Annotated in this window: 22 protein-coding genes; 9 read left to right on the top strand and 13 right to left on the bottom strand. The window is 61.7% G+C overall.

Annotated features, from left to right (window positions below; all coding sequences use genetic code 11):
- Positions 1–72: 72 nt before the first annotated feature.
- Both V8P77_RS28705 and ilvC read left to right on the top strand, forming a co-directional pair.
- Positions 73–738, top strand: coding sequence for a TetR/AcrR family transcriptional regulator (locus tag V8P77_RS28705; protein ID WP_205934739.1), 666 nt, complete (start codon positions 73–75; stop codon positions 736–738).
- Between the two features lie 50 nt (positions 739–788).
- Positions 789–1,808, top strand: a complete 1,020-nt coding sequence (gene ilvC / locus V8P77_RS28700; protein ID WP_168313534.1) for a ketol-acid reductoisomerase — start codon at positions 789–791, stop codon at positions 1,806–1,808.
- A 60-nt stretch (positions 1,809–1,868) separates the two neighbouring features.
- On the opposite strand, the gene V8P77_RS28695 is transcribed toward ilvC, so the two are convergent.
- Entirely contained in the window at positions 1,869–2,456 is a 588-nt protein-coding gene (locus V8P77_RS28695; RefSeq protein ID WP_335915468.1) for a hypothetical protein, read from the bottom strand.
- A 268-nt stretch (positions 2,457–2,724) separates the two neighbouring features.
- Between V8P77_RS28695 and V8P77_RS28690 the strand changes: the two genes are divergently transcribed.
- Positions 2,725–4,719 carry a PhoX family protein gene (locus V8P77_RS28690; protein ID WP_335915467.1) on the top strand — a complete coding sequence of 665 codons (1,995 nt, stop codon included), beginning with the start codon at positions 2,725–2,727 and terminating at the stop codon, positions 4,717–4,719.
- Between the two features lie 380 nt (positions 4,720–5,099).
- Here V8P77_RS28690 and V8P77_RS28685 read toward each other — a convergent pair whose 3' ends face one another.
- The 6 genes from V8P77_RS28685 to V8P77_RS28660 all read right to left on the bottom strand — a co-directional run bounded on the left by V8P77_RS28685 (position 5,100) and on the right by V8P77_RS28660 (position 8,506).
- Positions 5,100–5,687, bottom strand: coding sequence for a class I SAM-dependent methyltransferase (locus V8P77_RS28685; protein ID WP_335915484.1), 588 nt, complete (start codon positions 5,685–5,687; stop codon positions 5,100–5,102).
- Complete coding sequence (locus tag V8P77_RS28680) at positions 5,677–6,012, bottom strand: type II toxin-antitoxin system RelE/ParE family toxin (RefSeq protein ID WP_011652706.1); 336 nt, start codon at positions 6,010–6,012, stop codon at positions 5,677–5,679. The genes V8P77_RS28685 and V8P77_RS28680 overlap by 11 nt, the downstream gene beginning before the upstream one ends.
- Positions 5,996–6,247, bottom strand: coding sequence for a ribbon-helix-helix domain-containing protein (locus tag V8P77_RS28675; protein ID WP_335915466.1), 252 nt, complete (start codon positions 6,245–6,247; stop codon positions 5,996–5,998). Before V8P77_RS28675 ends, V8P77_RS28680 begins: the two co-directional genes overlap by 17 nt.
- A gap of 118 nt (positions 6,248–6,365) precedes the next feature.
- Complete coding sequence (locus tag V8P77_RS28670) at positions 6,366–6,743, bottom strand: type II toxin-antitoxin system VapC family toxin (protein WP_335915465.1); 378 nt, start codon at positions 6,741–6,743, stop codon at positions 6,366–6,368.
- A complete protein-coding gene (locus V8P77_RS28665) occupies positions 6,743–6,952 on the bottom strand; it encodes an AbrB/MazE/SpoVT family DNA-binding domain-containing protein (RefSeq protein ID WP_025395208.1) in 210 nt (69 codons plus the stop codon). Before V8P77_RS28665 ends, V8P77_RS28670 begins: the two co-directional genes overlap by 1 nt.
- Before the next feature lie 453 nt (positions 6,953–7,405).
- Positions 7,406–8,506 (bottom strand): branched-chain amino acid aminotransferase, encoded by a 1,101-nt coding sequence (locus tag V8P77_RS28660; protein WP_335915464.1) that lies wholly within the window; start codon positions 8,504–8,506, stop codon positions 7,406–7,408.
- Positions 8,507–8,714: 208 nt separating this feature from the next.
- Between V8P77_RS28660 and V8P77_RS28655 the strand changes: the two genes are divergently transcribed.
- Positions 8,715–9,935 carry an aminotransferase-like domain-containing protein gene (locus V8P77_RS28655; RefSeq protein WP_335915463.1) on the top strand — a complete coding sequence of 407 codons (1,221 nt, stop codon included), beginning with the start codon at positions 8,715–8,717 and terminating at the stop codon, positions 9,933–9,935.
- A gap of 246 nt (positions 9,936–10,181) precedes the next feature.
- Here the strand turns inward: V8P77_RS28655 and V8P77_RS28650 are convergent, their stop codons facing one another.
- Both V8P77_RS28650 and V8P77_RS28645 read right to left on the bottom strand, forming a co-directional pair.
- Positions 10,182–11,225, bottom strand: coding sequence for a DUF2278 family protein (locus tag V8P77_RS28650; RefSeq protein WP_335915462.1), 1,044 nt, complete (start codon positions 11,223–11,225; stop codon positions 10,182–10,184).
- A 99-nt stretch (positions 11,226–11,324) separates the two neighbouring features.
- Entirely contained in the window at positions 11,325–12,383 is a 1,059-nt protein-coding gene (locus V8P77_RS28645) for an aldo/keto reductase (protein WP_020050726.1), read from the bottom strand.
- A 299-nt stretch (positions 12,384–12,682) separates the two neighbouring features.
- Between V8P77_RS28645 and V8P77_RS28640 the strand changes: the two genes are divergently transcribed.
- The 5 genes from V8P77_RS28640 to V8P77_RS28620 all read left to right on the top strand — a co-directional run bounded on the left by V8P77_RS28640 (position 12,683) and on the right by V8P77_RS28620 (position 18,430).
- On the top strand, positions 12,683–13,660 hold the full coding sequence (locus tag V8P77_RS28640; protein ID WP_335915461.1) for an ABC transporter substrate-binding protein: 978 nt from the start codon (positions 12,683–12,685) through the stop codon (positions 13,658–13,660).
- 7 nt (positions 13,661–13,667) lie between these two features.
- Positions 13,668–15,362: an ABC transporter permease gene (locus V8P77_RS28635; RefSeq protein WP_335915459.1), complete on the top strand. Its 1,695-nt coding sequence runs from the start codon at positions 13,668–13,670 to the stop codon at positions 15,360–15,362.
- Positions 15,350–16,369 carry an ABC transporter ATP-binding protein gene (locus V8P77_RS28630; RefSeq protein WP_335915458.1) on the top strand — a complete coding sequence of 340 codons (1,020 nt, stop codon included), beginning with the start codon at positions 15,350–15,352 and terminating at the stop codon, positions 16,367–16,369. The genes V8P77_RS28635 and V8P77_RS28630 overlap by 13 nt, the downstream gene beginning before the upstream one ends.
- A 184-nt stretch (positions 16,370–16,553) precedes the next feature.
- A complete protein-coding gene (locus tag V8P77_RS28625) occupies positions 16,554–17,663 on the top strand; it encodes an endonuclease/exonuclease/phosphatase family protein (protein ID WP_335915457.1) in 1,110 nt (369 codons plus the stop codon).
- Positions 17,660–18,430, top strand: coding sequence for an NUDIX hydrolase (locus V8P77_RS28620; protein WP_335915455.1), 771 nt, complete (start codon positions 17,660–17,662; stop codon positions 18,428–18,430). Before V8P77_RS28625 ends, V8P77_RS28620 begins: the two co-directional genes overlap by 4 nt.
- 429 nt (positions 18,431–18,859) lie before the next feature.
- Here the strand turns inward: V8P77_RS28620 and aroQ are convergent, their stop codons facing one another.
- The 4 genes from aroQ to V8P77_RS28600 are packed head-to-tail and all read right to left on the bottom strand — an operon-like array spanning position 18,860 to position 21,341.
- Positions 18,860–19,309, bottom strand: a complete 450-nt coding sequence (aroQ, locus tag V8P77_RS28615; RefSeq protein WP_335915453.1) for a type II 3-dehydroquinate dehydratase — start codon at positions 19,307–19,309, stop codon at positions 18,860–18,862.
- A 28-nt stretch (positions 19,310–19,337) separates the two neighbouring features.
- Positions 19,338–19,706, bottom strand: a complete 369-nt coding sequence (locus V8P77_RS28610) for a 5-carboxymethyl-2-hydroxymuconate Delta-isomerase (protein ID WP_335915452.1) — start codon at positions 19,704–19,706, stop codon at positions 19,338–19,340.
- Between the two features lie 24 nt (positions 19,707–19,730).
- Positions 19,731–20,606, bottom strand: coding sequence for a shikimate dehydrogenase (locus tag V8P77_RS28605; RefSeq protein WP_335915451.1), 876 nt, complete (start codon positions 20,604–20,606; stop codon positions 19,731–19,733).
- A 12-nt stretch (positions 20,607–20,618) separates the two neighbouring features.
- Entirely contained in the window at positions 20,619–21,341 is a 723-nt protein-coding gene (locus V8P77_RS28600) for an amino acid ABC transporter ATP-binding protein (protein ID WP_335915483.1), read from the bottom strand.
- Positions 21,342–21,398: the final 57 nt, after the last annotated feature.

Genomic DNA, 21,398 nt, shown 5'->3' with positions numbered 1-21,398 from the left:
TCTATCGCGGCTGCTTGACGGCCCGATCGGTTTGTCGCATAAACCTCGCGAACCGTACCGTACGGTACGTATATGGGAGCCATGACCGTGTCCGTCGATACCGCAGAGCCGAGCGAATTTTCGCCGCGCCAGAACGCCGTTCTGGAGCAGGCGCTGCAGTTGCTCGTCGATGGCGGCGAAAAGGCGCTGACGACCTCGGGTGTGGCGCGCGCCGCCAATTGCTCGAAGGAAAGCCTCTACAAGTGGTTCGGCGATCGCGACGGGCTGCTGTCGGCGATGATCGCCTATCAGGCGAGCAAAGTGCGCACCTTCGAGCGCAACGGCGAGCGGCTGACGGCGGCGAGCCTGCACGACCATGTGGTCATTTTTGCGCGTGACCTGCTGGAGGTGCTTGCCGGAGACGTCTCGCTGGCGCTCAACCGGCTGGCGATCGGGCAGTCGAACCGCGACGGTTCGAAACTCGGCAAGCTGCTGCTCGAGCGCGGCCGTCGCCAGATCGATCGGCGCGCCATGGCGCTGATCGATGCCGGGAAAAGGGCAGGGCTCCTGCGTTTTGCCGATGCCGACGAGGCTTATCACACGCTTTACGGCCTTGTTGTCTCCGACCTGCATGTGCGCATGCTGCTCGGCGAACCAGGCCTCAAGGATACCGCTCGCCAGGCGGAGAAGGCGGTCACCGCCTTCCTCCGCCTCTACGGCACGGACAAGGTTCTGGCGGAGATGCCGGTTCTCGGCTGATTCCGCTTTAATGACAGTCAACAAGACAAGCACAAGGGAAGGAACTTCAAATGCGCGTCTATTACGATCGTGATGCCGATCTCAACCTCATCAAGGCCAAGAAGGTCGCCGTCATCGGCTACGGTTCGCAGGGCCGTGCCCATGCGCTGAACCTGAAGGACAGCGGCGCCCAGAACGTCGTCATCGCGCTCAAGGCCGGTTCGCCGACCGTCAAGAAGGCCGAAGCCGATGGCTTCAAGGTCATGACGGTTGCCGAAGCAGCCGGCTGGGCCGACCTGATGATGATGGCGACCCCGGACGAATTGCAGGCCGACATCTACAAGGCCGACATCGCCGGCAACATCCGCGATGGCGCAGCTATCGCCTTCGCCCACGGCCTCAACGTTCATTTCGGCCTCATCGAGCCGAAGGCTTCGGTCGACGTCGTCATGATCGCACCGAAGGGCCCGGGCCACACGGTTCGCGGCGAATACCAGAAGGGCGGCGGCGTTCCCTGCCTCGTTGCCGTTCACCAGAATGCTTCCGGCAATGCGCTTGAACTCGCTCTCTCCTACGCCTGCGGCGTCGGCGGCGGCCGTTCGGGCATCATCGAAACCAACTTCCGCGAAGAGTGCGAAACCGACCTCTTCGGCGAACAGGTCGTTCTCTGCGGTGGTCTCGTCGAGCTCATCCGCGCTGGTTTCGAAACGCTCACCGAAGCCGGTTATGCGCCTGAGATGGCCTATTTCGAGTGCCTGCACGAAGTGAAGCTCATCGTCGACCTGATTTATGAAGGCGGCATCGCCAACATGAACTACTCGATCTCCAACACGGCCGAGTGGGGCGAATATGTCTCCGGTCCGCGCATCATCACTGCCGAGACCAAGGCCGAGATGAAGCGCGTCCTCAAGGACATCCAGACCGGCAAGTTCACGTCCGATTGGATGCAGGAATACCGCGCCGGCGGCTCGCGCTTTAAGGGTATCCGCCGCCTGAACGACAGCCACCCGATCGAAGAAGTCGGCGCCAAGCTGCGCGGCATGATGCCCTGGATCGGCAAGAACAAGCTGGTCGACAAGTCGGTCAACTAAGCGATTTTCCGCGCCGCATCGAACCTGGTTCATGCGGCGCGCCTTTCCGCTTGCGTCGGACTAGCCGGACAAGAGCACGCAACGGTCGAAGCGTCGGGCTGCAACGTCAGCGGCCGGAGCCATGATGACGAGATCGCTGGCGTCCCAAAAGACGCGACCCGTTGCCGAGCCGGCGCGCAGCCGTGCGAGAACAATCCAGCCATCCGGGTCGCCCAGATCGCCAAAGCCTTGCGAGGCGGCTAGGCTTGATGCCTCTCCGCGACACGAGAGGCCTCCCTGGATCGTGGCATGGCCAAGCATCTGGTGGACCTGAGGCGTCGCAGACCCGGCATAGGGACCGGTCAAGGCGCGCTCGAAAGCCTCATTCGTGTCTGAGAGCTCATCGAGCGATCCATTGTCCGTTTCTTCGATATGCACCTCCGCGGCCGACACGTCGAAGGTTCGGGTTCTCCGTGGCCGCAGACGCGCATAGGCGGAGCTTGCCCGTCGCTCGTCCGACAACGCTTCAAACGAGCTTCCAGGCTCGCCGACCGAGAGCGCTGGATGCTCCGAGTTGCGCGGATGCGGCCGAAGGTGGAAGCGTTCGGGTTGGAGGGCGGTAACGTCGGGAAACGCGGGCGGTGCCGTGAAAATGAAGTCACGAGTCATCCATCGTTGGTTTAAAGACCATTCCAGTTCCTCTGCCTATTATCTTGCCTGCCTCCGGCACGTCGATCTCATCTTGATAGGGCGGAGGCAACGTGCCGACCACGGCAATGCCCGGTCTTGGCCTTCATTGAGCCGTGTCGCTTCCGCCTGAGAGAGAACAGCATCCCCAAGACGTTCCTGTCGCAAAACCGTAATATCGCGCCTCTAGGTTTAGAATGGATCTAAAACAAGATAATTTGACACCAGTTTTCAACCGTGGAGGCATTGGATGAACGAGCATCTTTCTCAGAGGATTTTCCCGACGACTCAGCTCGAAGACGCGGATGGTGACGGCCACAACACCAGCGCCAATCCGACGATGGGTGAAATCATCGGCAAGCGTTTTTCACGCCGCAGTTTTCTGCAGGGCTCGCTTGCCGTTTCCGCCATTGCAGCCACGGTAAGCCCGATCGCGCTGATGAGCGCGGACGAGGCGCGCGCTGCAGACAATAAAGGCTCTGCCTTCAACTTCTCCGAAGTGGAGGCCGGCGTCGACGACAAGCATCACATTGCGGAAGGCTATAATGCCGATATCCTGCTGCGCTGGGGCGATGCCGTGCTGCCGGGCGCTCCCGAGTTCGACCCGACGAAGCAGACGGCCGATGCGCAGAGCAAGCAGTTCGGCTACAACAACGACTATGTCGGCTTCATTCCGCTCGAAGGTTTGTCCGAGCACGGCCTGCTCGTCGTCAATCACGAATACACCAACCCGCATCTGATGTTTCCCGGCCTCGTGCAGGTGGTTGACGGCAAGATCAAGCAGGGCGCGCTCAGCAAGGAGCAGGTGGATGTCGAGATGGCCGCCCATGGCGGCACCATCGTTGAGATCCGCAAGGTGGACGGCAAGTGGCAGGCTGTCACCGACGGCAAGTACAATCGCCGCATCACGGCCAACACGGCGATGGAAATCTCCGGTCCGGCTGCCGGCAACGATCGCCTGAAGACCAGTGCCGACGCGACCGGCACCCGCGCCATCGGCACGATCAACAACTGCGCCGGCGGCGTGACGCCCTGGGGCACCTACATCATGGCTGAAGAGAATTTCCACGGCTATTTCTCCGGCGCATTGCCGCAAGGCCACAAGGAAGCCGCCAACTACAAGCGTTACGGCGTGCCGGAAGGCGGCTACGAGTGGGCGAATTTCTACGACCGTTTCGATCTTTCCAAGGAACCGAACGAGCCGAACCGTTTCGGCTGGATCGTCGAGGTCGACGTCATGGACCCAACGTCGGCGCCGAAGAAGCGCACGGCGCTCGGCCGCACCAAGCATGAGGGCGCCGAGTCGATCGTCGCCAAGAACGGCAAGGTCGTCTTCTATCTCGGCGACGACGAGCGTTTCGACTATGTCTACAAGTTCGTGACCGACGGGGCATTCAACCCGAACGACCGCGCCGCCAACATGAACCTGCTCGACAGCGGCACGCTCCATGTCGCCAAGTTCAACGAGGACGGCACCATGCAGTGGCTGCCGATGGTCTTCGGCCAAGGTCCGCTGACGGCGGAAAACGGCTTCACCAGCCAGGCCGACGTGCTGATCGAATGTCGTCGCGCCGGTGACGCGCTCGGCGCCACCAAGATGGACCGCCCGGAAGACGTCCAGCCGAACGGCGTCAACGGCAAGGTCTATGTCATGCTGACCAACAACACCCGCCGCAAGGCCGACCAGGTGGATGCCGCCAATCCGCGCGCGGAAAACGCCTTCGGCCACATCATCGAAATCTCTGAAAACGACGGCGACTTCACTGCCACATCAGGCAAGTGGGAAGTGCTCCTGAAGTGCGGCGATCCCTCGGTTGCGGCCGTTGGCGCGACCTTCTCGACCGAAACGACCAAGAACGGCTGGTTCGGCATGCCTGATAACTGCGCCGTCGATTCCGCCGGCCGCCTCTGGGTGTCGACGGATGGCAACAACAACAAGGCCACCGGCCGCACCGACGGTCTGTGGGCCGTCGATACGGAAGGTGCGGCGCGCGCCACCTCGAAACTCTTCTTCCGCGTGCCGGTCGGCGCCGAAATGTGCGGCCCGCTCTTCACACCGGATGACGAAACCGCCTTCGTCGCTGTGCAGCATCCCGCCGATGGCGGCGAGGACTGGCCGGGCCATGGCCGCCCGTCCTATTACGAGGACCTTTCGACCCGCTGGCCGGACTTCAAGCCCGACATGCCAGTGCGACCTGCGGTCGTCGCCATCACCAAGGTTGGCGGTGGCAAGATTGCCGTCTGACGGTTGAACGCGGAGCCGAGCCATGGGGCGAGTGGCAGTCAGGCTGCCACCTTGCTGTAAATGCCCTTTGGCGGCCGGGATGAGCCCATCTTCCGGCCGCCTGTCGCCGCGCCCGTATGTGGGTTATGCGGCTCTCATTTTGAGCACGGGCGTGGCCGTCGTATCGGTGGGGAAACTTAAGGCCATCCCGACCCATTGAGAAAGTAGCCTGCTATGGATGCAGGGTTTCTTGAAACCCAGTTTGGATTTCAGATAGCAGCCGCAAAAATTGACGGGGCAAAGCGAGACATAGACCGATCTCCGTCAACTGCAGAGAAATCCGCATCTGCGAATAAGATCATGATCTCAACCGGAAGCTCCGCCCGGAAAGCAAGCAGCCTCTACCGACGCGCCATCACCGTGATCCACCGCGTCGGCTTACCGTCATAACCGCCGCCGTCGTTGTCCTCGATGGTGATGTCACGCCAGCCGCCTTTTGCCAGAAGCGCCGACAGCCCGTCGGCGGAGGGATAGTTGTAATAACGCCCGAAGCCGTCATAGCCTTCCGCGTCCCCGGCCTTGAAGCTTGCGTGAAGGAGACCGCCGGGCCTCAGGGCGCGGCGGACACGGGCGAAGACGTTGGGCAGTTCAAGCCTGGGAACATGGAGAAGGCTCGCATGCGCCCAGACGCCGTCGAAGGCGCTGTCGGCATCGAGCTCTTGGAACAGCATGACCCTGACCGGCCGGCCGATCAGCGCTTCCGCTTGTCTTGCAAGTTCGGTCGAGCCATCCGTCGCCGTCACGTCGAAACCGTGGGCCAGCATGTAGGCGCAGTCCTGCCCGCCGCCGCAGCCGAGTTCGAGGATTGCCGCACCCGGTGCAAGCCCGGCGAGGAAGGTATCGAGCTGTTGCTTCGGCAGGCTGCGCGCCCGCTTGGCGTATGTCTCGGCATTTTCCTCATAGAAGGCGGAGGTGCAGTCAAGAGGCATGCTGTTCGGCCGATCGCGGGCGTCGATTGGATTGAAGATGTCTTTCAGGAAGCCGGTCGGCGTCGATGATGTCAATGACCACAATCCCTTCCGATGTCACCCGGTAGAAGGCGACGTGGCGCATGTGGAGGAGGCGGCGAAGGCCAGCGCCGAGTTCGTCGCATTCTTCTCCCATGGAGGGAGCATGCGAAAGAAGCACGAAAATTCGGTCCCAGTCGAGAAGATAGGCGTCTGCCTGCGCCTCGCCAAAATTGAGGCAAGCATATTCGTCGATGCCTGATAGCACGGAGTACGCGGTTCGGGTCAGCCTATAGGTGGTTGTCACGCAGCTTTGCCTTCGTTTCCGACAGGATGTCGGGAATGCGTCGCTCGCTCGGGCCGCTTTCCTCAGCCTGTCTCAGAATGTTGCGCAGTTCTTCGTCGTCAAGCTTGTGATGGAGCTGATCCTTCAGAATAAGCTCCGCCAGGAATGCGTCGGCACTGCTGTATCTGCCGCTTGCGACACGGTTTTCGACGTATTCCGCCAGATTATCCGGAAGCGAGATCGTCATTTTCGCCATTGGATTCGGTGCCGCCTGCACATGCCGGTTTTCAGCCATTCCAGATGCCAGATTATCATTTCCCAGTTTGTGATAGAAGCGTTGTGCCCAGCCGTCGAGGGCTTGGGTCACATGCGGATCAGTCTTTTTTATCGATATAGATGACGCGTTCGAGACCCTTGAAATGGGCATCGCAGGTCAGGATGTCGGCATCGTGGCGCTCCGCGGTCGCATAAATGATCGCATCGGCGGTGGCGAGTTTATGGGAGGCCGATATTTCGGCAGCACGGCGAGCAAGCGTCGTGTCGAGAGAAACAACCATGCATGTCGCGGTATAAGCGATGAAGCTGTCGACGGCTTCCTCGTCCTTTTCGCGTGCCAGCCATTTGGAAAGCTCAAGCTGCACGATCGTCGGAACGATGCATTGATCGCGTTCCGGGATTTCGGCCTGCAGCCTGGTTCCGGCAGCACTTTTCGTCAGCCATTCTATCCATGCGGAGCTGTCGATCACGCGCATCAGAAACGGTCGTTCCGGTCGCGGTAGTTTGCCTTGTCTGCGCCTTCGGCGATGCCGCGAAGATCGGCAAGCGTCGGGACCGGCATCAGCAATACGCCTTTGCCTTTGGGTATGAACACGAATTCCTGTCCCGCCGACCAGTGTTGTTGTTCGCGCACTTCCTTGGGAATGGAGATCTGGAATTTTGTAGAGAGGGTTGCGGTTGCCATTCTTACCTTTCCTCTATCGATTAATGGATAGTAAGAATTCACTTGGCATCGGTCAATGGCGACCCGTTTCGGCGTCGGCGTTATTTCGGTCGCCAAATGGGAAGTTGACGATGGTTTCTTCCGGCTGACTCAGCCACAAAAAACCGGCCGGCGCTCGGTTTCGAAAGAGATCCGCGGATTGCTTAGAGCACGATGCCGAAAAGTGTGCGCGGTTTTCGGACGACACCATGCTCTATTTCTTTCATTTAGATCAGGATTCAGATTTTAGGCCGATCGGGCCTAAAATCATCCTGATCTAATGGCTGTCGGCTCGAAGAACATCGTATCGTGCAGATCGAAACGAACTCCGGCGAGGGCGGAATATATCGCCAGCCGGCGGCTTTGCGGGCGAGGCGGAGAGCGGCGCCTACCATGTCGGTGTTGACGCCGCCGTTGGCGTGAAGCGTCCGGAGTTCAGGCCGGGATAAGGCGCGTCCAGCCGCGCTCATCGTTGGTTACGCCTTTCTGCAGGCTGACGAGCTGCTGGCGCAGTTCGCTGGTCAACTTGCCGGTCTGTCCGTCTCCGACCAGAAACTCGCCGCCGGCATGTCGAACCAGGCCGATGCCCGCCAGGACCGCGGCAGTGCCGCAAGCGAAGGCTTCGACGAGCTTGCCGCTGGTTGCGTCCTGCTGCCATTCCGCGAAGCAATAGGGGCGCTGCTCGACGCGCAAGCCCTTTTCTTCAGCGAGCACGATCACCGAGGCCCGGGTGATACCCGGCAGGATCGTGCCGCCAAGGGGCGGGGTCACCACCGATCCGTCGTTCATGACGAAGAAGACGTTCATGCCGCCGAGTTCCTCGACCCAGCGATGCTCTGCTGCGTCCAGGAAGACGACCTGATCGCAATCCTTCTTCGCCGCCTCGGCCTGCGCCACGAGGCTGGCTGCGTAGTTTCCGCCGCATTTTGCGGCACCAGTGCCGCCGGCGGCAGCACGGGTGTATTCGGTCTCGACCCATAGGGAGACCGCCTTTGCCCCGCCTTTGAAGTAGGCGCCGACTGGAGAGGCGATGATGCAGAAGACATATTCCTGAGCGGGACGAACGCCCAAGAACGCCTCGTTGGCGAACATGAAGGGGCGAAGGTAGAGACTGGCGTCGCCGGATGGAATCCAGGCCTTGTCAACGCGGACCAGTTCTTCGACCGCCTTCAGGAAGAGTTCTTCGGGCACAGGAGGCATAGCCATGCGGGTCGCCGACTTCGCGAAGCGGCGGGCGTTCTCTTCAGGTCGAAAGAGCAGAATCCGGCCATCGTCTGCCTTGTAGGCTTTCATGCCTTCGAAAATTTCCTGAGCATAGTGCAGCACGGCACTTGCAGGATCGAGCTCCAGAGGACGCCTCGGCGTAACCTTCGCATCGTGCCAGCCCTTGTCGGCAGTCCATCGTGCCAGGACCATATGATCCGTGAAGACCTTACCGAAGCCGGGCGTCTCCAGTGCCTGGATGCGATCGGCGTCGGAGACGGGAGACGTGTGCAATTCGATTTTGATTTCAGGAGAGGTCGTCGTCGCGGTCATTGCTGGCACCTTGATAGTACATTGAATAGTGGCGGCGACACTACTGCCGCCGGGCTGGTCTTGGAAAGGCCTGAATCAGCCGGTTTCGGCATCGATCAGGGGAATAATCGCTTTCTTGTCACAGAGACAAGAAAATAGGTCAGTATTATTGACATAAAATCTCCGGCATGGTCTCTGCTAGGGGAATAGAAAAATACGAGGAAACCTCATGCTGAACTGGGACACCATGTTTGCGTCGCGCTCGTCGCGCATGCGCGCATCCGAGATCCGCGAGCTCTTGAAGCTTCTCGACCGGCCCGACATTATCTCTTTCGCCGGCGGCATTCCGGATCCGGCGCTCTTTCCCGATCAGGAATTCAAGCAGGCCTATGCCGATATCTTCGACGGCGCCGCCGTCAACTCGGCGCTGCAATATTCGGTCAGCGAGGGCTACAAGCCGCTGCGCGAATGGCTGGTCGGGCAGATGGCGGCTCTCGGCATCCCCTGCGAACTCGACAACGTTTTCATCGTGTCCGGTTCGCAGCAGGGCCTCGATTATCTCGGCAAGCTCTTCCTGTCGCCTGATGACACCGCGCTCGTGACATGGCCGACCTATCTCGGCGCGCTGCAGGCCTTCAACGCCTATGAACCGGCCTACGACCAGCTGACGCCGAACGGCAACCGGACGCCCGAGTCCTACCGCGCGGCTGCTTCCGCTGCCGGCGGCAAGGTGAAGTTCGCCTATCTCTCCACCGACTTCTCCAATCCGACCGGCGAGACCGTCGATCTCGATGGCCGCAAGAAGGTCCTGGCGCTGGCGGAAGATCTCGACATTGCCGTCATCGAGGATGCGGCCTACCAGTCGCTGCGTTACGATGGCGATCCGATCCCGCCGATCCTGGCGCTCGAAATCGCCGAGAAGGGTCATATCAACGAGACGCGCACGATCTATTGCGGCAGCTTCTCGAAGACGCTGGCGCCCGGCCTTCGCGTCGGTTTCATCGTCGCCAATGCGCCCGTCATCCGCAAGCTGGTGCTGATGAAGCAGGCGGCCGACCTGCATTCTTCGACGATCAACCAGATGGCAATATCAGATGTCGCCGAGCGCGGCTTCGACGCGCAGGTCGCCAAGATCAAGACCGCCTACAGCCAACGTCGCGACTGCATGCTCGACGCACTTGAGAAATACATGCCTGAAGGCACCAGCTGGACGAAGCCGGAAGGCGGGATGTTCATCTGGATCACGCTGCCGGAGGGCATGGACGGCGCCAAGCTGCTGGCGAAATCGCTTGAGACTGCCAAGGTCGCCTTCGTGCCCGGCAAGGCGTTCTTCGCCGACGGTTCGGGCGCCAACACCTTCCGCCTCAGCTTCTCCTGCGCCAACGAGCAGATGATCGAGGACGGCATCGGCCGCCTGAGCGCGCTGATCTCGGCCGAAATCGGTAGCTGAGCGAGACGCCGCCACATTCCCTTCTCCCCAGCGGGGAGAAGATGCCGGCAGGCAGATGAGGGGGTGAGCGGCGAAGCCGCGAATGCACGGAGTGCAAGCGAAGTGCAACAATGACGGGCGTGCCATGCGGCCCCCTCATCCGCCCTGCGGGCACCTTCTCCCCGCTGGGGAGAAGAGGGAGCAAGCAGCAGACCCTTTCTCACTACAGACGTTTTTAGGTCGGCAAAACAGCAGGCAGAACGCCGATCAGAAGATCGTCGTCCAGCCTTCGTTCGCCGTCTCGCTCTTGCCGTAGCCGACCCGATCGGCGACGGCGCCGTCCGCATTGCGCAGGATGATGTCGCCGCCCCGGTTGGCAAGCTGCGGGCCGCCGGCTGCGGCATCGAGCGCTATGGTGCGCAGCTCGCCTGCGTTAAGCGATCCCGACAGCGTCTGGGCCCTGCCGTTTTCGTCCTCCAGCTTCCAGCCTTCGAGCGATGCCTCCATGTCGGAGCGGTTTATGATCGTCACCGTTTCGGCCTCGGTGCCGCCTTCGCCGTTGACCGGGTTGATCAGCGCGGCGACGATGCGCAGCGACGAGGCGACAATCGGCTGCGGCCGGCGTGTGCCTTCGCCGCGGCCCTGGCCGCCACGGCTGTCGGAAACCGGATCGCCGGTCGCCCCGTCGGTATTCCAGTTCTGAGACTGGAAGCAGAGGAAGATTGCCGCCCATTCGTCGGTATCGGTGAAATGGACGAGCAGCGCCCCGTCCTGGTTCGGGCCGTTGGTGGCCTTGAAGCTGCCGCCGTCGCCCTGGTTCATGTGGATGTCGTGAATGCCGTTGCCCGGCTCGAAATCGAAATATTGGTCGGGCTTGTTGTGCTCGGGGCCCCAGGCCTCGCCGAAGGCATAGAAATGGATGTCGGGATCGGCAATGCCTTCCTCGACGATAGGCTCTATGAATTCCCTAAGATCGTTCTTCGGGCCGGAGAGCTGGAAGGGCGCGACATTCATGTCCTCGCGCTCGATCAGCCCGCCGCGGACATAATCGATCGCAAGCTCCGGATGGTCCTTGCGGATGTCGGTCAGGCCCATCGGCAGGGCTTCGAGCGCGTCCGTCAGTGCCGGATGCTTGAAATCGACGATATTGGCGTAGAGGAGGTCGTGCGGTGACATCTTCGAGCGGACGTTCAGCGCGATGCGGTAGCTGACGCCGTCCGCCTCGATGCGGATCTCGATATGGGGATCGTTGTCGTCATCGAGGGCGAGCGCGCTCGCCGTGCCTTTCAAGACCTGGTAGTTCTTCAGCATGGAAACCCTCGCTGCGGTGGCGGGATCTCATGGTAGCACGGTGAAAGTGCATCTTTTGTGACGCATATCTTTCACCGTGCAAGGGAGGAGCGTCCGACGCTATTGCTGAAGATGCGGGCCGAAAAGCTCGAGATCGGCTTCACCAAGCCTGTCGCTAACCGTGTTCAGCTGGTGCCAATAGGGATAGATCACCGGCGGCAGGCTGACCGCGTCGAGGCGCTTGCGCTCCTCGTCCGTGAGCTTCAGCTCGGCGGCTGCGATGTTGTCGCGGAACTGGGCTTCGGTGCGGCCGCCGATGATGACCGAGGTCACCGCCTTGCGGCCGATCAGCCAGGCGAGCGCCACCTGTGCGGCGGAAACACCGCGTTCCTCACCGATCGCGACCAGCGTCTCGACGATATTCCAGAGGCGGTTCTCGTCGCGGATCGGCGGTTCGGTCCAGCCGGCGAACTGGCGCGTACCTTCGGGCGCTGCCTGGTTGCGGCGATGCTTGCCGGAGAGCAGGCCGCCGGCCAGCGGGCTCCAGACCAGCACGCCAAGACCCTGGTCGATCGAGATTGGCAGCAGCTCGTATTCGGCGTCGCGGGCTTCCAGCGTATAGTGGATCTGCTGGCTCACGAAGCGCTGGTACCTGTGCTCGTTGGCGATGCCGAGCGCCTTCATGATGTGCCAGCCGGAATAATTCGAGCAGCCGACATAACGCACCTTGCCCTGCCTGATCAGGGTATCGAGGGCTTCCATCGTCTCTTCGAGCGGCGTCTGGCCGTCCCATTCATGCACCTGGTAAAGGTCGATGACATCGGTCTTCAGGCGCTTGAGGCTCGCCTCGCATTCGCGGATCAGGTGGTAGCGCGACAGACCCTGGTCGTTCGGGCCGTCGCCCATGCTGAAGCGGGCCTTGGTGGCGAGCAGCACGCCTTGCGGCCGCTTACCGGAGAGCACGTCACCGATGATGTTTTCGCATTCGCCTGATGAATAGGCGTTGGCGGTGTCGATCAGATTGATGCCGGCATCGATGCACATATCGATCATCTTTTTCGCCTCGGAGACGCCGAGATCGCCGACCATCTTCGCCCAGCCGACGCCGCCGAAGGTCATCGTGCCCATGGTCAATGTCGAAATCTTGAGGCCGGAACGGCCAAGCAGACGATATTCCATTGAAACTCCTCCTTCATCGAAACGTGAGTGACGTAGCGCAAAGCCCGGCAATGGCAAATCGCCGGTGTTCACGCCTGTGTGTGATCGCTTGCGCGCGAGGGTACCACATGATCGGCTCTTTCACAGGGTGGAGACGATACCGGCAAGATTGCGGGGGGCGCGATCGGTACGATTGTCGGCAAAGCCGGTGGACATCAAGGAAGGTTGTGAAGCCAGGGCCTGGTGGGCTGCCGCGCCCTGTCACATCTCTGTCAACGACCCCTAATAAGGGAAGAGTATCGAAATCGAGGACCCCTCCCATGAAAACGACCGTTTCCGCCGCAGCCCTTCTCGCCGCGAGCCTCTTTGCCATCCCGGCTTCTGCCGCAAACCTCGTTCTCTACACCAGCCAGCCGAACGAAGACGCGCAGGCGACGGTCGATGGCTTCATGGCCGCCAATCCCGATATCAAAGTCGATTGGGTACGCGACGGCACGCCGAAGATCATGGCGAAACTCCAGGCCGAGATCCAGGCCGGCAACCCCGTTGCCGACATTCTCCTCATCGCCGACGTAGTGACGCTGGAGCGCCTCAAGGAAGACGGCAAGCTCTTGGCCTATAAGTCGCCGGAAGCCGCAAGATACGACGCCACCCTTTATGACGCCGACGGCTATTACTACTCCACCAAGCTGATCACCACCGGCATCATGTACAACACCTCGGCCGCGATGAAGCCTGCGAGCTGGAAGGACCTGACGAAGCCCGAAGCCAAGGGCCTCGTCACCATGCCAAGCCCGCTTGCCTCGGGTGCGGCCCTCATCCACGCCCAGACGCTTGCCGCCGTTCCCGGACTCGGTTGGGACTTTTACAAGTCGCTTGCGGAAAATGGCGCGATCGCTGCCGGCGGCAATGGCGCCGTGCTGAAGTCGGTCGCCTCGGGCGAAAAGGCTTATGGCATGGTTGTCGATTACCTGCCGATCCGCGAGAAGGCCAAGGGCGCGCCCGTCGAATTCGTTTTCCCGAGCGAAGGCGTTTCGGCCGTCACCGAGCCTGTCGGCATCCTCGCCAGCACCAAAAATGCCGATGCCGCCAAGAAATTCGTCGATTACGTGCTCTCCGAAAAGGGCCAGGAAGGCTTCCTGAAGCTCGGCTACATCCCGGCCCGCAACGGCATGAAGCTGCCGGAAGGCTTTCCGGCGCGCGACAGCATCAAGGTCCTGCCGATCAAGGCGGCCGAAGCATTGAAGAATACCGACCAGGATCTCAAGACCTTCTCGGGCATCTACGGCTCGAACTGATCCCTTCATGCACGGATACATCAAAACCGGAAACAGCCAGCCCGCTTGGCTGTTTCCTTTTGTCGTCGTCATCGTCCTGATCCTCAGCGTGCTGCCGCTCGCCCGTCTCGCCATGGTCGGGATCGCAGCCTTCGCCAGCGGCGGCGTGATTGATGTTCTGAGCGAAGCCTCGCTGTGGTCGGCGACCTATTACACCATCGTCACCGCCATTTTGGGCACAATCATCTCGCTCGCCATCGGCTGCCTCTTCGCCTTCCTGCTGACGCTGACCGATATCCGCTCCAAGGGGCTGCTCAGCTTCTTCTTCGTGCTGCCGATGATGATCCCGCCGCAGGTAACGGCGCTCGCCTGGGTGCAGATGTCAGGCCCCTCCAGCCCGCTCTTGAAGGCGCTCTCCATCGCCCCGCCGCTCGGCTCGCCGCAGCCGCTCTACTCGGTCGGCGGCATCGCGCTGCTCTATGGCGTGCAGCATGCGCCGCTCGTCTATCTGGCGCTCCGGGCCGGGCTGATGACGCTGCCGCGCGACGGCGTCGAGGCGGCACGGCTCTCCGGCGCCTCCAGCCTGCGAGTGTTCCGCGACATCATCCTGCCGCTGTCGCTGCCCGGCATCATTGCGGGTGCGGCGATCTCCTTCGTCTCCTGCACCGGCAATTTCGGCATTCCCGCCATTCTCGGCATTCCGGCCTCGATCTTCACGCTGCCGACGCTTGTTTTCACCAAGTTTTCCGCTTTCACCAGCCGCACCTTCGGCGACGTCGCCGTGCTCTCTGCGATTATCGCGATGATCTCGGTTGCAGGATTGATGATCCAGGACCGGGCATTGCGTGGCCGCGACTATCGCGTCATCGGGCTATCTGGGGCGAGTGCCGCCTTCGAGCTCGGCGCTTGGCGATTGGCGTTCACGCCACTCCTCTGGACGATACTGTTCTTCATGCTGGCTGCACCATTCTTCGCGCTGGTCGCCGGCGCGCTGGTGCCGGCCTATGGTGTGCCGCTCACCTTCAAGACCATGTCGCTGCATGCCTTCGAGGAGATCCTGTTCCGGCAGGCGGTGACGCGCACCGCCTTTATCAACTCGCTGTCGCTCGCCGGCGCGACCGCGCTTGGTCTCCTCGTGGTGACGGTGCTTGCGGCCTACGCGCTGACGCGGCGCAGGGATGCGGCTTCCCGCATTGTCTCCAGTCTGATCGAGATACCCTATTCGCTGCCCGGCATCGTCATGGCGGTCTGCTTCATCCTGGTGTTCGCAGCACCGATCCCGATCCTCCACCTGTCGCTCTATGGCACGATATGGATCATCCTGATCGCCTATTTCTCCTCGTTCTTCGCCGTCAGCCTAAAACCCGTGGTCAGCGCCTTCCACCAGCTCGATCCGGCTCTGGAAGAGGCGGCACGGCTTTCCGGCGCCGGCTTCTTCCGCCGGCTTGCCGATATCATCGTGCCGCTGATTGCGCCGGCCGCCGGCGCCTCCGTTATTCTTGTCTTTCTGATTGCCTGCAACGAGCTGACGATCTCGGCGCTGCTCTGGTCTGCCGGCACCCAGACGCTCGGCGTCGCCATCTATAATCTCGACGACAGCGGCAGCTCCGACCTTGCCTCGGCGCTCTCGGTTCTCGTCGTGCTCATGGTCGTCGTGCTGATGCTGCTGCTCGAACTTCTGGCGAAACGGCTGCCGAAAGGAGTGGTCCCATGGCGAGGCTGATCCTCAACCAGCTCGGCAAGGATTTCGGCACTGGGCGCGCCGCCGTCAGCGGCTTTTCGCTCGAGGTGCGCGAGGGGGGCTTCCTGGCGCTGCTTGGGCCTTCCGGCTGCGGCAAGACGACGGTGCTGCGCATGATCGCCGGTTTCGAGACGCCGAGCGACGGCTCGATCCATCTCGGCGAGAGATTGCTTGCCGACGCCGCGCAGTCGCTGCCGCCGGAAAGGCGTAACATGGCGATGGTCTTCCAGTCCTATGCGCTCTGGCCGCATATGAGCGTCGCCGACAATGTCGGTTATCCCCTCAAGGTGCGCGGCATCTCGGGCGAGGCCTATAGGGCGAAGGTGGGCGACGCGCTCGGCACCGTCCGGCTCGCCGACTACGCCGAACGGCGCCCGGCCGATCTCTCCGGCGGCCAGCGTCAGCGCGTGGCGCTTGCCCGCTGCCTGGTGACATCGCCCGACGTGGTGCTGCTCGACGAGCCGCTCGCCAATCTCGACCGGCACCTGAAGCAGGAGATGGAGGAGACTTTCCGCGAGTTCCACCAGCGCTCGGGCGCCACGATGATCTACGTCACCCACGACCAGAGCGAAGCGATGGCGCTGGCGACCGACGTCGCCGTCATGTCGGAAGGGCGGCTGTTGCAGGTGGCGGCGCCCGCCGAGATCTACGCGCGGCCGGAAGGGCGCATCGTCGGCGGCCTGATCGGACGGGGCGCGATCCTGACGCTGCAGGTGATGGGCGGCGAACGCCAGTTGGAGTGGGACGAGTTGCAGGATGCGCTTCATGCCGCCAATACTGATGGCGCCGATATTCTCGTGCGGCCGGAGGATGTGATCATCGGCGGCGAGGGGGCTGGGGCAATCGTCGAATCCGCGCTCTTCGAGGGCGAGCGTTATGCTGTGAAACTGACGCTCGGCAACGGCCAGACGCTGCGCGCCTTCAGCCGTGTCCCTGTCGTGCCCGGTGAAGCCGTACACGTCGTCATCCGCGCCGGGTGGCGGCTTTAAGGAAGTGGCCTAATGCATGTCGCGCAAAAGTGTGCCGCGGTTGCGGGAGAATGTCAGCGGCCTAAGTCACAGGCAATCACGTCCGAGGCTTCAAAAGCCACGGCCATTCGCACTTTTCTTGCCGCCGCCATCTTTTCCTGCTGTTTCTACCGGTTAAGGTACTGCCCGCAACCGGACTCATTTCATGTCGTTTCGTCTCGCCACCTTCAACGTCGAAAACCTGCTCACCCGTTTCGACTTCACCGGCTTTCGCAACCAGCTGCGCCAGGATCGGGTCATCAAGCTTTTCCAGGTGTCGAGCGAGGGCGTCTATCAGCAGCTCGAGCAGGCGCGGGTGATCGCTGCGACCGACGACACGCGGCAGATGTCGGCCCTTGCGATCGCCGACGCTGACGCCGATATCCTCTGCCTGCAGGAAATCGACAACATGGCTGCCCTTCAGGCCTTCGAATACGGCTATCTCTTCCGCATGGTCGGAAACGGCTACCGCCAGAAATTCCTGGTCGAGGGCAATGACAGCCGCGGCATCGATGTTGCCGTCCTCATGCGCGAGGAGACGCGCGATGGGCAGAAGATCGAGCTTAAGGACATCCGCAGCCATGCGATGACGACCTATCGCGATCTCGATCTCTTCAATGAGGAACTGGCGCTCACCAACCGCATCGACGACAAGATCTTCAAGCGCGATTGCCTGGAGCTCGACCTTCTGATCGGCGGACGGCCGTTTTCGCTCTACGTCGTGCATTTCAAGTCGATGGGCAATCCGCGCGACGGGTTGGACGGGCGGCAATCGACCATGCCGATCCGCCGCGCCGAGGCGCGCGCCGTGCGCCGCATCATCGAGGATCGCTTCGGGGCGGAGCAAGCCGGCACGAAGAGCTTCGCCATCTGCGGAGACATGAACGACTATCAGGAGCGTGTCGATGTCATCGGCCGCCGGGGCACCGGCTATCGCTTCGAACATCAGAACGAGACTGAAAGCGCGCTCGACGTTTTCAGTAGCGACGGCTTTGCCGAAAATGTCGTGCGCCGCCGCGAACCCCTCGACCGCTGGACGCTCTATCACGCGCGCGGGCCACAGGAGCAGTGGCTTTGCCAACTCGACTATCTCTGGCTTTCGCCAGCACTTGCCGCCCACAATTCCGGCCGCCTGCCCGAAATCATCCGCAGCGGCCAGCCCTACCGCACCATCTTCCCGCCGGGGCAGGAAGTGGAGCGTTATCCGCGCACCGGCTGGGACAGGCCGAAGGCGTCCGATCACTGCCCCGTCGTCATGACATTGGATCTCCCATGAAAACGAATTTGAACATGAATTTTGCGAATACCGATTTTTCCGATGATTTCGCCGGCTGGCCGCCGGAAGCCACCGTTTTCCCGATCGCCGGCGTCGATCTGCGCGTTCTGCCCGGTACTCATCCTTTCGTCATCGCCGAGGAAGCGGCGATCGGCGAGAATTGGGAGAGGGAAACCGCTGCCAACCCGGCGCTCTTCGACGGGCGCCTGGTGTTTCTGCAGCAGCTGTCGCTGACTGAAGAGGGAATTTTGGGCGAGGGCTACGTCACTCCCTTTTCCGCTTTCATGTGGTGGCGCCGCCAGCCGCAGCGCCAGGGCGGCCTGCACGTTTTCGCCTATCCGGTGCTCGAAAGCTCCGACGGCGCGCTGGTGGCGATCCGCATGGGCGCCCATACCGCCAATGCCGGCCAGGTCTATTTCGCCGCCGGCTCGCTGGAAGCGGAAGATATCGTCGATGGCCGCTGCGACATCGAAGCCAATATGCGCCGCGAGGTCCATGAGGAGACCGGATTGGACCTGGCTCATTCGGTGGCGGGGCAGGGGCTCTTCGCCAGCTATTCCAACCGAACGGTGACGCTCTTGCGGCTCTTCCGCTTCGGCATGACGGCAGACGAAATGGTCGAACGGATCGAGAGCCACATGCTCGTCGCCGAGGACCAGGAGATCGCGGGTGCTGTGGCGATCCGCTCGGCCGATCACTCGGCGCACCCCTATAACAGGGCCATGCTGCCGGTGATCGATTGGTATTTCGATAGGGCTGGCGCATAAGAGCGCACATCGACCACTTCGCCCACCCGACGCCATAGCGATCAGCCCTCTAGTCTAGCCCCAGGCACACCAACTGGCCGTCATCCTCAGGTGATCAGGCCGGAGCCTCGGAGGACAGGGGCGGGTGGCTGGGGCACAGAATCCAAATTTGCGATGAGCCCAGAGCTTCGGCTTCGTTGGCGATATGGACTTGGTTGGGCGTCGCGACGATGATGCCGTCGGGGCGCCCGTCTCGATCATGGCCGCAAAGCTCGGAAACCATCTAGGGCCGGATTCCCGCTCGATCTGCTGTCCGAGCGGCATCGGATCGACGACGGCCAGAAGTTCCGCCTGCGGCTCGGCAAGCACGTGCCGGGTATGCCGCTTGCCGATCAGGCCGGCGCCGAGCACGCAAGCCTTACTTTCCGATCCATGCCGCAACCCTCGTCATCACTTCTTCCCGGCAGACGTGATCAGGCTTGCCACTCGGCGGATCGCCAGCAGGTAACCTTCCGTGCCGAGACCCGCGATAACGCCATCAGCGCGGTGCGAGACGAAGGAATGATGACGGAAGGCCTCGCGCTTGTGGACGTTGGAAATATGTACCTCGATCACCGGTTGCTCGAAGGTGTTCAGCGCGTCGAGAATGGCAACGGAAGTGTGGGTGAAGGCGGCCGGATTGATGACGATGCCAGCCGCGTCCTCGCGCGCTTCATGGATCCAGTCGATGATTTCGTATTCGCGGTTGCTCTGGTGAAAGCGGATGTCGTGACCAAGTTCGGAAGCCAGCCGGCGGCAATCGGCCTCGACATCGGCGAGCGTCTCGTGGCCGTAGATATGCGGCTGGCGCTTGCCGAGCAGATTGAGGTTTGGACCGTTGAGAACGTAGATCAGGCTCATGTGTCTTCCTTTCGACCTGCCGGAATGGTCACGGCAGAGTGTTTTCCTGGATCGCAAAATCCGGATCCGATTGGATAAGATCGGCGCGCAGGGCGCAGCGTCCTTGGTCCAGGGCTGGACGCGCGATACTGGCCGCGGCGTCATAAACCGTTTGTAATATCCGTTGCTTTTCGTCGGCCGGGCGGCCGGGGGCGATGCGTAGAATGATCTGCACGAACTGGTTGGCGGGATGCTCGTCGGCGACCAGCGAATGCGTCGCCTCGCGGGCGAATGTGCGGACGGCATTCGGCTTGACCGCGCCGCAGTCACGCACGCTGCGATGAACGGCCTTCACCAGCGCCGGCATGTCGATGCGGCTTCCGGCTCCCTCGCTATACTCGATAACAATGTGCGGCATCCTGTCCTCCTTCGCCAGCCTGGATCAGGAGGCTCTGCACAGTTCGGTAAAATGGGCGGTCATGCGTTCGGCGTCGGGTTCGATACCGCTGAATAGCTTGAACGCCGCGGCCGCCTGAAACACCGTCATTCCGCCGCCCGGCAAGGTGCGGCAGCCGAGACGGGTTGCAAGGGCCAGAAGTTCGGTCACCAGCGGCATGTAGACGATGTCCGCGACCCAGTGACGGGGCTCCAGCCAACTTTCTTCGATCGGCAGCCCGGGATGGTTCTTCATTCCAGTCGGCGTCGCATGGATGAGACCGTCGGCGCTCCGCATCGCTTCGCCGACATCGGTGATCGCGAAAGCCCGTTCGGCGGAAAACCGGCTGTTCAAATCTTCGGCCAGACGGCCCGCGCGGGAAGCATCCTGATCGAAAATTGACAGGCGCTCGATGCCGAGTTTCATCGCAGCATGTGCGACCGCGACACCAGCGCCGCCGGCGCCGAGAAGAACAGCCCGATGCCGCGGGACGTCAGGAAGTCCGCGCCGAAAGTTTTCATAGAATCCGTACCAGTCCGTGTTGTGACCGGTCCGTTTTCCATCCTTGAACACGACCGTGTTGACGGCGCCGAGCATGCGCGCGTCCTCGGACAGGTCCGTCAGGTGCGGAATCACCGTCTGCTTGCAGGGGTGGGTGATATTGCTCCCCGCAAAGCCGCGTGTCTCCTCTTCCGCAAGGAGATCGGGCAGCGCGATAGCCGGAAGGCCGCGCTCCGCAAGGTCAAGGAGTTCATAGCGATAGTTGAGGCCCTGAAGTACGCCTTCGCGCTCGTGCAGGGCAGGGGATTTCGACGTCTGGATATCAGCGCCGATCAGTCCCACCAGCACAGCGCGTTTCGTTGTTTCGTCGGAAACGAGCATATGAAAATTACCTTAGTGATGAGCCAGGATTTCGCCAAGAAAGGCCCGTGTGCGGGAATGTGTCGGGTTGCGGAAGAACGTTTCCGGCGGTGCCTCTTCAATAATTTCGCCAGAGGCCATGAAGATCACACGATCGGCCACCTGCCGGGCAAAGCCCATTTCATGGGTCACGCAGATCATCGTCATGCCGTCCCTGGCGAGACCGATCATCGTGTCGAGGACTTCCTTGACCATTTCCGGATCGAGTGCGCTGGTCGGCTCGTCGAACAGCATGGCTTTCGGCTCCATGCAGAGCGCACGGGCAATGGCCACGCGCTGCTGCTGTCCGCCGGAAAGCTGGGCCGGGTACTTGCCGGCCTGGTCGAGAATGCGGACGCGCTCGAGATATCTTCGAGCGATTTTCTCGGCATCCGCCTTGCTGGCGCCGCGTACGCGCATCGGCGCAAGCGTGCAGTTTTCCAGGATCGTCATGTGCGGGAAGAGGTTGAAGCTCTGGAACACCATGCCCACTTCGCGGCGCACCGCGTCGATCGACTTGCCGCTGTCATCGAGCTTTGTCCCCTCGACCATGATCGTGCCTTTTTCGATTTTCTCGAGCGCATTAATGCAGCGAATAAGAGTAGACTTGCCGGAGCCGGACGGTCCGCAAAGGACGATCTTCTCGCCTTTGCGAACCGTAAGGTTGATGTTCTTCAGCGCCTGGAATGCGCCGTACCATTTATCCACCGCTTCCATGGAGAGTAGCGGGCTTCGATTATCAGCTGCGTGCGGCACGGCGATCTCCGGCGTAGA

This window comes from Rhizobium aouanii (genome assembly GCF_037002925.1).
In the GTDB taxonomy this organism is placed as follows: domain Bacteria; phylum Pseudomonadota; class Alphaproteobacteria; order Rhizobiales; family Rhizobiaceae; genus Rhizobium; species Rhizobium aouanii.
Note: the sequence above shows the minus strand (reverse complement) of the source record. Positions and strands in the feature narration are given on the sequence as shown.